Source organism: Polaribacter sp. (assembly GCF_039939415.1).
In the GTDB taxonomy this organism is placed as follows: domain Bacteria; phylum Bacteroidota; class Bacteroidia; order Flavobacteriales; family Flavobacteriaceae; genus Polaribacter.
Genome location: NZ_JBDVJE010000040.1, coordinates 1 through 16,640 on the forward strand (window position 1 = coordinate 1; position 16,640 = coordinate 16,640).

Sequence of the window (16,640 nt, forward strand, 5' to 3'; positions counted from 1 at the left end):
ATGCAGATAACGACGGTATACCAGACAACGTAGAGTTTCAGACCACTATTGGTTATATTCCTCCATCAGAAGATGCTAATAATGATGCAGATAATGACGGTTTAAATGATGCTTATGATACAGATTGTACTGTAGGTAGTCCGTGTGGAGATAGCAATACTGTTGGTGTAGCTTTAACGATACCAAATAATCATGATGGCACAGATACCCCAGATTATTTAGATGCCGATTCAGATAATGATGGAATTTTAGATATTGAAGAAAATGGCGATTCAGATACAACTCTTAGTGGTAATGATAGTGATGGTGATGGATTAGATGATAATTTTGAAGGATCTGATATTTATGATGGTTTTGTAGTAAATGATGAAATAGATACACCTTCTGCAGATTTACCAGATACTGATTCTGATGTATACACTACTGGTGATGTAGATTATAGAGATGATACAGAAGACCCAATTGTACCTGGGTTATCTGGTGATTCTTTATGGTTAAGAGCTGATATTGATGTAACTGGTACTACAGAAGTAACAGGTTGGGATGATCAATCTGGAGATGAGGAAGATGCAACTGGTACATCTGGCTCTGCTCCTACAAAAATAAATGTAGGATTAAATTTTAACCCTACTATAGATTTTAATGGTAGTGATGATTATATGCAAATTACAGGTGGTTTATTTGAAACCTCTACAAACCCTAATGTTTGGGTATATATTGTAGCTAACACACATACTATACAAAATAGTAGTGTTATTAGAGAAAATTTAAATGGAGGACGTTTAGGAGTTCATTTACCTTATGATAACAATAATATTTATTATGATATTGGATCTTCTAGTAATACTAATAGAATTTTTACAAATTGGCAATCTAATACCAATGAATTTAATCTATGGACTTTAGGTAGTAGTACATCAACTACTACCCCTACAGGCAACAATAAAAGTATTTCTAAAAATGGAGAAACATTAGCCACTAAAAATACAAGTACTATTGGTACAGGGAATAATAACAATTTCTATATAGGAGCAACATCTCCTGGAAATGAACATTATAATGGAGAAATAGCTGAAATTATGGTATTTACTGTGTTACCTACCTCATTAGAAAGACAGCACATAGAAAGTTATTTGGCTATAAAGTATGGTATGACTTTAAGTACAGAAGAATACCAAAATGGTTCTGCAATAATAGAAGGAGATTACATTTTAAAAGACCAAACTACTAAAATTTGGGACTATACTGCAAATAGTGGTTATCATAATGATGTAGCTGGTATTGGTAGAGACGATGAAATGCCATTAACTCAAAAACAATCTAAATCTATTAGCTCAGATGCAATAGTAACGATTGGTTTGGGGTCAATTGCTGTAGACAATGCAACGAATGCAAATACATTTACAACAAACAAAGACTTTTTAGTTTGGGGTAATGACGCAGGAACTATTAATACAATTACAGAAACAGAATTAATTTGTGCTCCAGAAAAAACAATTGGAAGAACCTGGAAAATTGTTGAAAACGGAGCTGTAGGAAATGTACAGATTGCAGCTAATAAAGCTGCTATAGATGCAGCTCTTGTTACTGCAAACACTATTAAAGTTTTAAAAATTGCAGATGACGAAGATTTTACAACTAATGTAAGTTATGCTCCTTTAACTGATACTACTATAAATAGTGAAGCTGTGTATGCTGCAAATTATGATTTTAATGGCACTAAATATTTTACGTATACAGAAATTAACGGTATTTTCTGGAATGGAGATAGTAGTACTTGGATTGGTGGTAATAGTAGTACTATTACTGGTGCTCCTAGTTCTAATGCTGCAGATAAAGATAAAGTAATGGTAATAGACTCTGAAAGTTCATTAACACATGCAACTTTAACTGAAAACGCAATTGTAGAGTGCGTTTGGGTAAAAGAAAACTCTAAACTAATGGTTTCTTCTGCAAATTATTTAGAATTTGATGAAGATTTTATTTTGGATGGAGATATTCGATTAATAGGAGATGGACAATTAATACAGACACATGCTGGTGCATCAAATGTAGAAGGAGAAGGTAATTTATATAAAGATCAACAAGCACAAGTACCAAATGTATATAGATACCATTATTGGTCATCACCAGTAAGAGAGTATAACAAATCTACGTTTAGAGTGGGTACTGTTATGAAAGATGGTAATATTCCAACTTCAGAAACTTCAGAAATTGTTGATATAAACTGGGTTTCTTTAGATCAAGCAGGAATCGATAACCGTGGTCTTAATGGAGCTGAAGGTGTAGCAGGTGTAACTCCTCTTACTCTATCTAATTATTGGATATATACCTATTTAAATGGTATTGATGATACAACATATATACATCAATATGAAACTGGTGATATTCCTCGAGGACAAGGGTATTTAATGAAAAGTACAGGACTTGTTGGTCAAAACTACACTTTTGTTGGTACCCCAAATGATGGTTCTATAGTCTTTAATGTGGAAGCTAATAAGACTAGTTTGTTAGGAAACCCATACCCAAGTGCCCTAGATATTACCGCATTTATTGGTACAAATTCTACCTCTATAGATGGTACATTGTATTTTTGGGAACATACTGGAGAAGATTATTTAACCTCAACTGGAACACAAGGCCATAATGAAAGTGGTTATCAAGGAGGATATTCTCAAAGAAATATTTCTATGGGTATTGCTGCAAATGGTGTTGAAGCCATAAATAGTGCTAATTTTGATTGGGAAGACGCAACTGATAATGGAGACAATGTAACACAAACAGTAGATGGTATTACAGCAACTGTTACAACTTCAGATGCTGGTGGTATATCTTTAGCAGATAATGGAGATGTTAATGGAACTACAGGGAATGTTGTATTTAACTCAGGTGGTTCAGGTTCATACACAATTACTGTTACGTTTGATGATATGGTAGATATTTCAACAATTAGTTTATATAATGATGTAGCTTCTTCTTCTGGGGATGTTTTATTTACAATTACAGCAAATAATAATGCAGCAAACCCTAATACAGATCAAACACTTACTGGATATACAGGTGCAACTATTAATTTAAATTGGAGTGATGTAAGTTCATTTACAATAAGTAGCTCAGTAGCAATTAATCCTGTTTTAGATAACATATCATTTACTAAAGGAGGTGAAGTAACTTTAGGTGATGGTGATTATCATGCACCTAGTAGATATATGGCTGTAGGTCAAGGCTTTTTTACTTCTTCATCTTCTGTTGGTGGTGAAGTTAGATTTGAAAATAGTCATAGAGTTTATAGAAACAATGATTATGGTAATGCAGGAACTTTCTTCTTTAAAAATAGTGATGATAATTCTAAGACAAAAGTAACCGATGATGGTGATGATGAAATTGACATTGACAACTTACCTATCTTAAAATTAGGCTTTAGTTATTACAATAATAATATTCCTTATCACAGACAAATAGGAATTTCTTTTCACGATAAAAATTCTTTTGAATACGACAATGGTTATGACAGTCAAATTTTTGATGTAGGAACTACAGATATGTATTGGGAATTAAATGATATTCCAGATACCAAATTAATTATTGCAGGAGTATCAGGAATAACAGATGAATTAGAGATTCCTTTAACTGTTGCTATAAGTACAGATAGAGAGGTTCTTTTTAAAGTTGATGAAAAACAAAATATCACAGAAAAATTCTATTTAGAAGACAGACTAACAGGTACTTTTTATGATATTGAAAGTAACCCTGTTACATTAACCCTTTCAGCCTCTACAGAAGCTTATAAAGATAGATTTTTCTTGACATTTAATAAAAAAGCTTTAAGTATTGAAGATAACGTTCTTAACTCTGAACTTACTTTATACATGAATAATGACTCTAAAGAAATTGTAATTCAAAACTTAAACAATGTGAAAATTAATAAAGTAGAGTTATTTAACATTATAGGTCAAAAGGTCAAAATTTGGAAAGATATGCAAAACATGACTACCAATAAATTAAATGTTAATAAACTACCTTCTGCTATATATGTAGTAAAAGTTGATACCGAAAAAGGAATCATTACTAAAAAAATTATAATAGAATAATTTTTTTTTAAATAATAAAAGAGCAACTCAGATTGCTCTTTTATTATTTAAAAAAACCAATATTTATCTTTTAACTTCAAATTAAAAAAAAATTAATATATTTACATTTATATAAAAAAGTTCGTTTTAACTTTTTTAAACCCCTAAAATAATTACTTTATGATCCCTAAATCTAAAAGTAAATGGCAGTTATTGTCATTTTTTGTATTGTTTTTTTTCATAAATATTTCATTGTTATTTAGTAATAATAGAAATTTATACTTGAAGAACAAAGCAAAAACAGATTCTCCTAAAAAGTCAAGAACTACAATAAACAAAACTTTTAATAACGAATTTGAGGCTGCAATTTCTGATAATTCTAGTTTTGAAAACACTTTTGATGGTTGGTCCAATACCACTGGTGATTCTCTGGATTGGATAAATGATAGTGATGGAACACCTTCTAGTAACACAGGTCCAAGTTCTGGTTCTGTAGGTTCTTATTATATGTTTGTAGAAATGTCTGGGCCTGCCACAGGAAGTAATGCTTATTTAGAAAAATCTTTCGACTTTACCACCCAAATTAATGCCCAATTATCATTTGATTATCACATGTATGCAGCTACTGCTTCAAATATGGGAACATTTAATGTATATGTTAGTAATAATGGTGGTTTAAGCTATACAAATGTTTTTACTAGAACAGGAAGTCAAGGAAATAGCTGGTTAACTCAAACTATAGACCTTAGTGCATATGATGGAGATAATGTAATTATAAGATTTGAAGCAGTAAGAGCAAGCAGTTGGCAATCTGATATGGCTATTGATAATGTATCTGTTACTTCTGATGACAATGTCGATTTAAATACCTTGGGATATAGTTTCGAAAACTCTTTAGATGGTTGGTCCAACACTTCTGATGATGATTTTAATTGGACAAACATAGCAACAAGCACACCTTCAGGAGGAACAGGTCCTCAAAATGGTGCTTCAGAAGGTACATACTTCATGTTTATTGAAGCCTCTTCCCCAAGAAATCAAGGAGATAATGCATATTTTGAAAAAGAATTTGATTTTTCAAGCGAAATTAACGCTCAATTAGAATTTGATTATCATATGTATTCAAATGGAGGAGCAACAACAATGGGGACTTTAAATCTATTAATAAGTACAAATAATGGCTCAACTTTTACCAATGTTTTTTCAGTTTCTGGCAACCAAGGTAATGAATGGGTAAATCAAATAATAGATTTAAGTGCTTATGATGGTCTTACTACAATTATTAGATATGAAGCAATTTGTGGTTCTGATTATCGATCAGATATTTCAATTGACAATGTAATAATAACTTCAGAATCTGGCACACCAAAAATTCCTATTACTGTTACTGCAGATTCTAAATCAAAATCTTTTGGAGCTTCAGACCCTACACTAACTTACTCAATCACAAGTGGTAGTTTAGAAAGTGGAGACACTTTATCTGGTAGTTTATCTAGAGATTCTGGTGAAACAATTGGTACTTATAATATAAATAAAGGATCTTTATCAAACACTAAATATACAATAACTTTTATTTCTGCAATCTTTACAATTACAGATACTGACACAGATGGTGATGGTATTGTTGATACTATAGACATAGATGATGATAATGACGGACTATTGGACACAGATGAAAACTGTATTTTACCAGGTAGTGCTAATCCTGCTAATGATGCAGAATCTTGGAAAGATGAAGACTATTCTGTTTTTGGTGTTGGTAATAACACAAATGGTAATGGATATCAAGAATCTGGTTTTCAACAAGCTGCTTTTCAAAGAGGTATAAATTTAACTGTATTAGATGATTCATCAACAAATTACGCAACAGAAAGTCCAACCTCAAGTTCATCTCCACTAACTTTAGATGACAGAGTCTATTTTGGTATTAACCCTACTTCAGCTTCAAATGATGGAGTAGTTACTTTTACCTCAACCTATTATGCTCCAGATTATGATGCTGCTGTTGGTGTTGGGTGTTCTTCCAATACAATAGGAAATAACTCAGAATTAAGAACAACAACAAGTAATGAGTTTTCTTCAGGTAATTCTTCTCCAGCTATATACGTAGTACCAGAAAGAGGATCTGTAACAGGAGATTCATACTCTGTACATATCAATTTTAATACAGATATATATGCTTTTAGTTTCGATATCAATGATGTTTTTGATACTACTCCAGGTTCAAATAATCCAACATATGAATTAGAAGTTTTTGCAAACGGTAAACTTTTAGCTTTTATGACAGCAGATAATTTTGGAAATGATGTTGCAGGAACTATGGAACTTTACAGAGGAGATAAAACAACTTTAGTTAATGGAGCTATAAATATAGGTAATCAAACAGAAGCTACAATTGGCTTTATATATCCTACACCAGTTTCTAGTATAGAAATTAGAACTACTATCGTTTCTGGTGAAACTAGTGAATGTGCAAGAGATGCTCATGGGTTAGATAGTTTTGCTTACGGAACAACACCACAAAATTGTTTTGCTCTCGATTTAGATATAGATGGAGATGGTTTAACTAATGATAAGGATATAGATTCAGATAATGATGGTATACCAGATAATATTGAAGCACAAACTACAATAGATTACATTGCACCAAGTTATATTTACAACTCAAATGGTTTAGATACTGCATACGGTAGTGGTTTAATTGCTGTAAATACAGACGGCAATGGTAATGCAGATTATACTGATGTAGATTCTGATGATGATGGGCTTTGGGACACAGATGAAGTAGGTCTTTCAATAGATTTAGACAACGACGGAAGAACAAATGGTAATGTTGGTATAAACGGTATAGACAATACTTTAACAGCAGACGATTATACAGATATAAACGCCCATATAGATGACCCTACTATGTTAAATGATGTAGATAATGATGTATTAACAATAGGAGATGTAGACTATAGAGATACTCATAACTCTGGTACACCAATGATTACACAGATACATCATACAGACGCAAACAAAGTAATAGAAATAACCAATATACATGCAACAAATTCAATATTAGCCAATTCAATAAAATTCTCACTTTTCACCAATAAAGCAGGTCCACAAACAAACATAACACCTGATGAAATTTATTTAATCCCAACAGATTTAGCTCCAGGAGAAACTGTTTTAATATCTAACACAAACATTATAAACATTGCAGATGGTAATGATGTTTTATTACTAACTCACCCAAAAGGATTGTCTAATGATGATGCTTGGAAACATAGATACGAAACTACTAGTAATATCTCAAATAATACATCATATGTAAGATCTGATGAAGTTTTAACTACAAATGAAGATTATACTGTTACAGAATGGATTGCATTTGTAGACGACAATTTAGCCCCATATAGAGACTTGGCAGAAGGAGGTCCACAAAGACATCCACACGCACCTTTGTTATCAGAAATTAGTTTAGCAAATACTGAGTCTAATATGGTTTTAGGCAAACATAGGGTTAATCCAACAATTAGAATTGGTGGAGTTTGGAGTAATGGTTACCCAGATATTACAAGAAGAGTTGTAATTGACGAAGACTTTTCTACAAATAATGTATTTAATGCTAGAAAGTTAACCATCAATAACAGTAAAACAATTACAATTACAGATAATTTATTACGAATTTCTGAAGATATCGAATTATCAAATTCTACAAGCGAAATACGTTTAGCAGGTACATCTCAATTAATACAAACTCATACTAATATAGAAAAAATTTCTGGTTCAGGAAATCTATTGGTAGATCAAAACTCAACACAAGCAAGCATATACAGATATAATTATATGAGTTCGCCTGTTGGTGGTGGTTCATATACTATTGGAGACGTTTTAAAAGACGGAACAATACCAACATCTGCCACATCAAATGTTGTAGATATCGATTTTGTATCAGGATATGATGGCGCAGCAAAAAGCCCAATCAAAATTGCAGAATATTGGATTTATAGTTATGCAAGTGCTGATGGTTCTTATTCTAATTGGCAGCAAAAGTTAAGTACTGGAAGTATACCTTCTACAGATGGTTTTTTAATGAAAGGACCAGGTGTTGCTCAAAATTATACTTTTGTAGGTACTCCAAATGATGGTGAATTAACTACTTCTATAGGTGCTGAACAAGCATATTTAGTTGGTAACCCTTATCCTTCTGCAATTAGTGCAAAGAAATTTATTGAAGATAATTCTAATTCTATAACAGGCACATTATATTTTTGGCAACATGCAGGAGAAGATGACATAGAAAGTTCAACTACTGCTGGACACACATATAATGGTTATATTGGTGGTTATTCTGCAAGAAATATTGCTATGGGAATTGCAGCTCAAAATGTTGAAAGTAATAATAATCCATCTCTGCCAGATTTAGGAAATGGAGAATATACTGTACCTGCAAATTATATTGCAATTGGACAAAGTTTTTTTATAAATGGTGATTCTGATGGAGGACCTATTGTATTTAATAATAGCCAAAGAGAATATATAATAGAAGGTGAAAACTCTATATTTTTTAAACAATCAAAAGAAAAATTAGAAAGTTTACCAATTATTAAGTTTGGTATGAATTACACATCTAATAACGATCAAAAAATGCATCGTCAAATTGGTATTTCCTTTAACCCAAATAACAGTTTTAAATACGAAGCAGGTTATGATAGTCCTATTTTCGATTTAACAAGTACAGATTTTTATTGGAAATTTCCAAATAATGAAGATCGTTATGTAATTGCTGGTGTAGAAGGTTTAAACAATAAATTAAAAATACCATTAGAGATTATTATAGATAAAGATGATGAAATTAGTATAGAAATAGACGAGTGGAATTTAGTAAACCAAAGAGTTTATTTATACGATAATTTATTACATCGTTTTTATCCTTTGCATACAGAAAAAGCAAATCTCAATCTTCAAAAAGGTGAATACATTGAAAGATTTTACATTGTATTTACTAAAGAACAAGTTTTAAGTACAAATGAAGAATTTTTATCTAACAATATTAATATTTTTTATGACGATAAATTACGAGAAATTAATATTAATCTAAATGACAACTTAAATGTTTCTAACGTAGAATTATTCTCAATTTTAGGACAAAAAATAAACACATGGAATTATAAAGAAAATTATGATAATAATCTAAAATTAAAAATTAACCAAATTTCAAAATCAATATATATTTGTAAAATAAAAACAAACAAAGGAGAAATATCAAAGAAAATAATTATTAAGTAAAAATAAACCCCTAACACCCCTACCCCTAATGATTACTTATATAGAAGCGCTTAATTCTAAAGCGCCACCAATGCCTGGAATCCCTGGAGGTCCTGGACCACCTGGTTTGCCTATAGATAATGGTGTAATACTATTATTTTTTGCAGCAATTACTTTAGGTACATATATGTACTTTAAAAATGTACAGAAAAATGAAAAAGTAAAAGTTAAAAACTCTCTATTTTAGAGAGTTTTTTTATAACTTTAAAATAAAAAGATGAAAAAATTATTACTTGCTACATTTATAACTTTCTTATTTTTAACAAGTTGCAAGTCAACGAACTGTAATAAACTATGTACTACAGAACCTCAACCTTTTCTTTTTGAATTGGTTGACAAATCCACTGGTGAAAATGTTTTTACTAATAACACTTATGAAAGTAGGTATATTAAAATTATTAATCTAGATGATGAAAGCAGGGTTAATTTTAGTTTTCTTGATGAAGATGATTATAATATTCTAATGATTTCTTCGATAGGTTGGCAAACAGAAATCATTAATTGTTCTATTAAAATAGATAATAATGAAATATTTACTCTTTATGTTGACGCTGATAGACTAAGTGAAGATTGTTGCTCTTATACTAAATATAATGAAATTAAAATTGACAATACTGGATACACTTACAATCAAGAAAATGGAATTTACACCATTTTAATAGAATAAAAAAAGCACTCTTAAAAGAGTGCTTTTTAAATATATTAAACTAGAATTAAGTTCTAGATATTTTCTGCTAACCAATCTCCTACTTCGGAAGTTCCGAAAGCTTTACCTCCATCTGCTAAATCTTCAGTAACAATCCCTTTACTCAAAGCACTGTTTACAGCATCTCTAATCGCTTTTCCTTCTTCTTGTAAACCAAAGTTTTCAAACATCATTGCTGCAGATAAAACTGTAGCCATAGGGTTTGCAATGTTTAAACCTGTTGCTTGAGGATAAGAACCATGTATTGGTTCAAATAAACCAATATCAGAACCTAAAGATGCACTTGGCATTAATCCCATAGAACCTGAAATTACAGAAGCTTCATCTGTTAAAATATCTCCAAATAAATTTTCAGTAATTAAAACATCATAACTATTTGGCCATTGTACTAAACGCATTGCAACTGCATCTACAAATTCATAAGAAACCTCAACTTCTGGATACTCTTTTTCCATAGCTTGTACAGTTTCTCTCCATAATCTTGATGTTTCTAAAACGTTCGCTTTATCAACACAACATAATTTCTTACCACGTGTCATAGCCAACTCAAAACCTTTTTTTGCTAATCTTTGTACCTCAGCTCTTGTATATACACAATTGTCAAAAGCGGTTTCTCCTTCATCTCTTCTACCCTTTTCACCAAAGTAAATTCCTCCAGTTAATTCACGTAAAAAAACCAAATCAGTTCCTTCAATTCTTTCTCTTTTTAAAGGAGACTTATCTAATAAAGAAGGAAACGTAAACGTAGGTCTTACATTAGCAAATAAACCTAATTTTTTACGCATTTTTAACAATCCTTGTTCTGGTCTTACTTTAGCAGAAGGATCATTATCAAATCTTGGATGCCCAATTGCACCAAATAAAACAGCATCAGAAGCCACACAAATATCATGTGTTTCATCTGGATAAGGTTCTCCAACAGCATCAATTGCAGCTGCACCTGTTAAAGCAGGTTTCCAGTTAATTTCATGGTTAAATTTCTTTGCAATTGCATCCGATACTTTTACTGCTTGATCTATTACTTCAGGACCAATTCCATCTCCTGCTAATAATGCGATATTTAATTTCATTCTTTTATTTTTTGTTTTTTGTCATTACGAAGTACAAAGCAATCTCTTTATTAATTAAAAAGATTCCTTCAGTTATACTTCCTTCGGAATGACAGATTGTATTAAATTATATTCAACATTTTCTCTGTAGCTTTAATTGCAGATACTGTTTGATCTGAATCTAAACCACGTGTTATAAATTCTTTTTCTTCGTTTTTCCAAGTAATAATAGTTTCACACAAAGCATCAGAATGACTTCCTGGAGGAATTCTAACAGCATAATCTATCAAACCTGGTAAATCTTTTTTACTATGAGTTTTGTACAGTTTTCTTAATGCATTCATAAAAGCATCAAACTGTCCATCTCCTTGTGCATGTGCTTCATACTGTATGCCTTCAACTTTTAATTGTAGCGTAGTAGATGGTTTCATTCCTTTTGCATGTCCTAAAACATAGTTTTCTACAACTACACGCTTTTCTATGGTGTCACTATCTAAAACATCAGAAATAATATAAGGTAAGTCGTCTTGTGAAACCACTTCTTTTTTATCTCCTAATTCTATAATTCTTTGCGTAACTTTCTTAAGCTCTTCATCATTTAAACTCAAACCTAAATCTTGTAAGTTCTTTTGAATATTTGCTTTTCCAGATGTTTTTCCTAGAGCATATTTACGTTTTCTTCCAAAACGTTCTGGCATTAAATCATTAAAATAAAGATTATTTTTATTATCTCCATCTGCATGAATTCCGGCTGTTTGTGTAAAAACATTAGCTCCAACTACAGGTTTGTTTACTGGGATTCTAAATCCAGAAAATGTTTCTACTAGCTTACTAACTTTATTTAATGCTTTCTCATTAACAGTGATTTTTACATCCTTTAGAAAATCATTAATTACAGCAATAACACTTGCCATAGGCGCATTTCCTGCACGCTCCCCCATTCCATTTATGGTTAAATGCAAACCATTTACACCAGCTTTTACAGCTTCCATAACATTGGCAACTCCTAAATCATAATCATTATGACCATGAAAATCAAAATGAGCTGTTGGGTATTTTTTACGAACTTCATCTATAAAACTAAAAGTTTCATCGTGCGTTAAAACACCTAAAGTATCTGGTAATAAAATACGTTCTATAAGTTGTGTACTTAAAAAATCTAAATATTCAAAAACATATTCTTTAGAATTACGCATTCCATTAGACCAATCTTCTAAATACACATTGGTTTTAATACCATGTTTTGCTGCTAATTCTATAGTAGCTTTGATATCAGAAAAATGTTCTTCTGGTGTTTTTTTAAGTTGATGTGTTAAGTGGTTTAAAGAACCTTTGGTTAATAAATTCTGAACCTTAGCGCCAGCATCTATCATCCAATCGATAGATTTTCCACCATCAACAAAGGTTAGAACCTCAATATTTTCTAAAAAATTATTTTCAGAAGCCCAAGAAGTTATTTTTTTAACGGCCTGTAATTCACCTTCAGAAACTCTGGCAGATGCAATTTCTAAGCGATCTACTTTTAATTCTTCTAGTAATAATTTAGCAATTGTTAATTTTTCGGAAACTGAAAACGACACTCCTGATGTTTGTTCTCCATCACGCAGTGTCGTATCCATTATTTCTATTTTTCTACTTGCCATACTGAACCTTAAAAAGTATTCTTAAAACGGTCTTGTTTCAGCAAATGCAGAAATTTCGTTTTCGATGTTTTTTAAATAATCAATATCATCAAAACCGTTTAACATATTGTCTTTTTTGTAAGTATTAATTACAAAAGATTCAGACTCACCAGTTGCTACTAAAGTTACTGTCTGATTTGGTAAATCTATTTTAATCTCAGCTTTAGGATCTGCCATAATTGCTGCAAATAAAGTATCTGCAAATTCAGCTGAAACCTGCACAGGTAAAACCCCTACATTTAAACAGTTGTTTTTAAATATATCTGCAAATGCAGACGATATTACACAACGTAACCCAAAATCATACACAGACCAAGCTGCGTGTTCTCTAGAAGAGCCAGAACCAAAGTTTCTACCTCCTACTAATATTTTAGAACCTGCATATATTTCTTTATTTAAAGGAAAATCTGCTTTTGGTGTTCCATCTTGATTAAATCTCCAATCGCGGAAAAAATTAATATCAAAATCTTTTCGCTCTGTAGCTTTTAAGAAACGAGCAGGAATTATTTGATCTGTATCTACATTTTCTGTAGGTAAAGGATATGCTGTACTAGTTAGTACGTCAAATTTATCGTAAGCCATATTTTTAGTGCTCAGTTGCCAGTATCAGTTGGCAGTTATTATCTTTAATTAATTTTTGCGCAGTTTATTTACTGAAAACTGCGACTGTATAAACTGTTAACCAACCAACAATGTTCTTGGATCAGTTACTACTCCTTCAACTGCAGATGCTGCTGCTACTAATGGAGAAGCTAATAATGTTCTAGATCCTGGACCTTGACGTCCTTCAAAGTTTCTGTTTGATGTTGAAACTGATAATTTTCCTGAAGGAATTTTATCATCATTCATAGCTAAACAAGCAGAACACCCTGGTTCTCTTAAAACAAAACCTGCATCCGTAATTATTTTATCTAATCCTTCAGCTTGTATTTGATCTACTACTTTATGTGAACCTGGAACTAACCAAGCAGTAACATTGTCAGCTTTTTTACGGCCTTCTACAATAGAACAAAATGCTCTAAAGTCTTCAATTCGTCCGTTTGTACAAGAGCCTAAGAATACAAAGTCTATTTCTTTACCAATCATAGAATCACCTTCGTTAAAAGACATATATCCTAAAGATTTTTTATAAGTTTCTACTCCACCCTCAACATTCTCAGCATTTGGAATTGATTTTGTAACTCCAATTCCCATTCCTGGGTTTGTTCCATAAGTAATCATTGGTTCTATATCTGATGCTTCATAATTAAATTCTACATCAAATTCTGCTCCTTCTTCTGTATACAAAGTTTCCCAATATTTCATTGCCTTGTCCCAATCTGCTCCTTTAGGAGTTTGAGAACGACCTTTTAAATATTCAAACGTTTTAGAGTCTGGTGCAATCATACCACCACGTGCTCCCATCTCAATAGATAAATTACAGACAGTCATACGTCCTTCCATTGTCATGTCTTCAAAAACATCACCAGCATATTCTACAAAATATCCTGTTGCTCCAGAAGTAGTTTGTTTTGCAATAATATATAAAGCAACATCTTTTGCAGTTACACCAACACCTAATTTACCATTTACGTTGATACGCATTTTTTTAGGTTTTGGTTGCATAATACATTGTGTAGATAAAACCATTTCTACCTCAGAAGTACCAATACCAAAAGCAATAGCACCAAAAGCACCATGAGTTGATGTATGAGAATCTCCACATACAATTGTTGCTCCTGGTAACGTTATTCCGTTTTCTGGACCAACAACGTGTACAATTCCATTATTTTTATCTCCTAATCCCCAATGAGAAATACCATGTTTTGCGGCATTGTTTTCTAAAGCATCTAACTGATTAGCAGATAAAGGATCTGCTACAGGTAAATGTTGGTTTATAGTTGGTGTGTTATGATCTGCTGTTGCAAATGTACGTTCTGGATAAACTACACTGTTTCCTCTACTTTCTAATCCTAAAAATGCTACAGGACTTGTAACTTCATGGATAAAATGACGGTCTATAAAAAACACATCTGGTCCGTCTTTTACTTTACGAACAACGTGTGAATCCCATACTTTGTCAAATAATGTTTTTGCCATTTTTTGATTCTTTAATGATTGTTAATTTAATCAGCTATCAAAAATACATATTTTACTTACTTCTTTTTGTAAATAATCGTTTTATAACATTATATTCAATCGTTAAAGAATGCTTTATATCGCTATAAAACAAGGTTTTAACTTATTAAAAAATACGATGTCTATTTATATTTCAAAATTGAAAATTAATTTATGTTACTCTGACTTACTAGATACAACATATTTTAATTGATAAAATGGACAAACGTCTATTTTGAATATTTAAAAAACAAACTTCAAATAACCAATAGTATTTCCTTAAAAATCACTCACGGACAAATTGCCAACGAACTTGGTATAGCAAGAGAAGTTATTAGTAGAGTTTTAAAGAAACTAGAAAGCGAAAAAAAGATTGAACAAACTACAAATGGAATTATTTTACACTCTGGTGACTAGAGTCACTGTGTAGTGTTTTTATTGGTGATAAATTTGCAACAGAAATTAGCTTCTATAAATATACATTATGAAAAAAATATGGAAAATGCAGATAGAATTATTAGAATAATAATCGCTGCAATAATTGGAGTTCTTTACTTTAAAAATGTAATATCTAGAACTGTAGCAATTATACTAATAACTATGGCTATAATATTTACATTAACCAGTATTTTTAGCATAAAAACTGGTTCTATTAAATAAATAATAACTCGTTGTGCATTATGATTTAGGATAAAAAAGTTGCTCATTTTACTGGAAATCAGTAAATTGATATAACTACAAATCATTTACAATGAGCAACTTAAATGCAAATTACAAAAGAATATTGAAAGTTTTAAGAAAAATATCAAAAGAACAACTTTTAACTTATCAAAGAAGAAAGCCAAAAATGAGTGACTTAGAGCTCATTAGCTTAAGTTTAACTGCTGAATTTATGAGTATTGACAGTGAAAATGATTTATTTAGAAACCTTCCTAAATCACTTTTGTTAAAAATTGAAAGAAGTGTTTATAATAGAAGAAGGAGAAATCTATTTAAACAAACCAATGTTATTCGTTTAAAATTAGCTTCTTTTTTCAATGATTTCGAAAATTATTTCGTGGTTGATAGTATGCCTTTAGAAGTTTGTAAATTATCAAGAAGTACTCGTTCTACAGTTTGTAGTGAAAATATAGAAACTGTTCCAAATAAAGGATATTGTGCCTCACAAGGCTCAAGGTATTATGGATATAAACTACATGCTATTTGCTCTGTTAGAGGTGTTTTTCAAAGTATTGACTTAAGTCCAGCATCTGTCCATGACATTAACTATTTAAAGGATATTAAAGATCAAATAAGTGATTGTACTTTGATTGGAGATCGTGGTTATTTATCAGCAGAAATTCAGTTAAACTTATTTGAAACCTGCAATATAAAACTGAATACTCCAATGAGAAACAATCAAAATAATTATAAGAAACAACCTTATGTTTTTAGAAAAAAAAGAAAACGAATAGAAACTTTATTTTCCCAACTATGCGACCAGTTTATGATTAGACGCAATTATGCAAAGTCTTTTGACGGTTTTAAAACTAGAATTTTATCTAAAATAACTGCTTTAACTACAATTCAATACATCAATAACGTGAGTTCGACTTAAGCAATAGCATTATTAGGTAACATATTCGGGATTTTTATAGAAGGTTTTTTAGGTAAAAAAGAATATGCAATTAGCCCAGAGATCATATTTGTTATGAAATTATCAAAAGATCTATGTCTA

Annotated in this window: 11 protein-coding genes; 7 read left to right on the forward strand and 4 right to left on the reverse strand. The window is 31.2% G+C overall.

The features are described 5' to 3' along the window. From ABJG40_RS05950 to ABJG40_RS05965, 4 genes are all read left to right on the forward strand, one after another. Positions 1-4,091 (forward strand): T9SS type A sorting domain-containing protein (locus tag ABJG40_RS05950; protein ID WP_348023660.1); only part of this gene is annotated, 4,091 nt, incomplete at its 5' end. Positions 4,092-4,352: 261 nt separating this feature from the next. Continuing rightward, the gene (locus ABJG40_RS05955; RefSeq protein WP_348023661.1) at positions 4,353-9,350 is read left to right on the forward strand and encodes an MBG domain-containing protein; all 4,998 of its coding nucleotides are present in this window, start codon (positions 4,353-4,355) and stop codon (positions 9,348-9,350) included. Between the two features lie 28 nt (positions 9,351-9,378). After that, positions 9,379-9,576 (forward strand): hypothetical protein, encoded by a 198-nt coding sequence (locus ABJG40_RS05960; RefSeq protein ID WP_348023662.1) that lies wholly within the window; start codon positions 9,379-9,381, stop codon positions 9,574-9,576. Between the two features lie 30 nt (positions 9,577-9,606). After that, complete coding sequence (locus tag ABJG40_RS05965; RefSeq protein WP_348023663.1) at positions 9,607-10,056, forward strand: hypothetical protein; 450 nt, start codon at positions 9,607-9,609, stop codon at positions 10,054-10,056. 53 nt (positions 10,057-10,109) lie between these two features. On the opposite strand, the gene leuB is transcribed toward ABJG40_RS05965, so the two are convergent. The 4 genes from leuB to leuC all read right to left on the reverse strand — a co-directional run bounded on the left by leuB (position 10,110) and on the right by leuC (position 14,905). Continuing rightward, on the reverse strand, positions 10,110-11,165 hold the full coding sequence (gene leuB, locus ABJG40_RS05970) for a 3-isopropylmalate dehydrogenase (RefSeq protein ID WP_348023664.1): 1,056 nt from the start codon (positions 11,163-11,165) through the stop codon (positions 10,110-10,112). A 101-nt stretch (positions 11,166-11,266) separates the two neighbouring features. After that, entirely contained in the window at positions 11,267-12,787 is a 1,521-nt protein-coding gene (locus ABJG40_RS05975; protein ID WP_348023665.1) for an alpha-isopropylmalate synthase regulatory domain-containing protein, read from the reverse strand. Positions 12,788-12,808: 21 nt separating this feature from the next. Next, on the reverse strand, positions 12,809-13,408 hold the full coding sequence (gene leuD, locus ABJG40_RS05980; protein WP_348023666.1) for a 3-isopropylmalate dehydratase small subunit: 600 nt from the start codon (positions 13,406-13,408) through the stop codon (positions 12,809-12,811). A 96-nt stretch (positions 13,409-13,504) separates the two neighbouring features. After that, complete coding sequence (gene leuC, locus ABJG40_RS05985) at positions 13,505-14,905, reverse strand: 3-isopropylmalate dehydratase large subunit (protein WP_348023667.1); 1,401 nt, start codon at positions 14,903-14,905, stop codon at positions 13,505-13,507. 228 nt (positions 14,906-15,133) lie between these two features. On the opposite strand from leuC, the gene ABJG40_RS05990 reads away from it, so the two are divergent. The 3 genes from ABJG40_RS05990 (at position 15,134) to ABJG40_RS06000 (ending at position 16,520) form a co-directional block, all read left to right on the forward strand. After that, positions 15,134-15,340 (forward strand): helix-turn-helix domain-containing protein, encoded by a 207-nt coding sequence (locus tag ABJG40_RS05990; protein ID WP_348023668.1) that lies wholly within the window; start codon positions 15,134-15,136, stop codon positions 15,338-15,340. Between the two features lie 33 nt (positions 15,341-15,373). Then, a complete protein-coding gene (locus ABJG40_RS05995; protein WP_348023669.1) occupies positions 15,374-15,583 on the forward strand; it encodes a YgaP-like transmembrane domain in 210 nt (69 codons plus the stop codon). Positions 15,584-15,674: 91 nt separating this feature from the next. Continuing rightward, positions 15,675-16,520: an IS982 family transposase gene (locus tag ABJG40_RS06000; RefSeq protein ID WP_348023670.1), complete on the forward strand. Its 846-nt coding sequence runs from the start codon at positions 15,675-15,677 to the stop codon at positions 16,518-16,520. Positions 16,521-16,640 lie beyond the last annotated feature (120 nt).

Bases quoted from the DNA above. Each gene is read 5' to 3' on its own strand.
- ABJG40_RS05960 (WP_348023662.1), top strand. From the start codon at position 9,379: ATGATTACTTATATAGAAGCGCTTAATTCTAAAGCGCCACCAATGCCT.
- ABJG40_RS05965 (WP_348023663.1), top strand. From the start codon at position 9,607: ATGAAAAAATTATTACTTGCTACATTTATAACTTTCTTATTTTTAACA.
- leuB (WP_348023664.1), bottom strand. From the start codon at position 11,165: ATGAAATTAAATATCGCATTATTAGCAGGAGATGGAATTGGTCCTGAA.
- ABJG40_RS05975 (WP_348023665.1), bottom strand. From the start codon at position 12,787: ATGGCAAGTAGAAAAATAGAAATAATGGATACGACACTGCGTGATGGA.
- leuD (WP_348023666.1), bottom strand. From the start codon at position 13,408: ATGGCTTACGATAAATTTGACGTACTAACTAGTACAGCATATCCTTTA.
- leuC (WP_348023667.1), bottom strand. From the start codon at position 14,905: ATGGCAAAAACATTATTTGACAAAGTATGGGATTCACACGTTGTTCGT.
- ABJG40_RS06000 (WP_348023670.1), top strand. From the start codon at position 15,675: ATGAGCAACTTAAATGCAAATTACAAAAGAATATTGAAAGTTTTAAGA.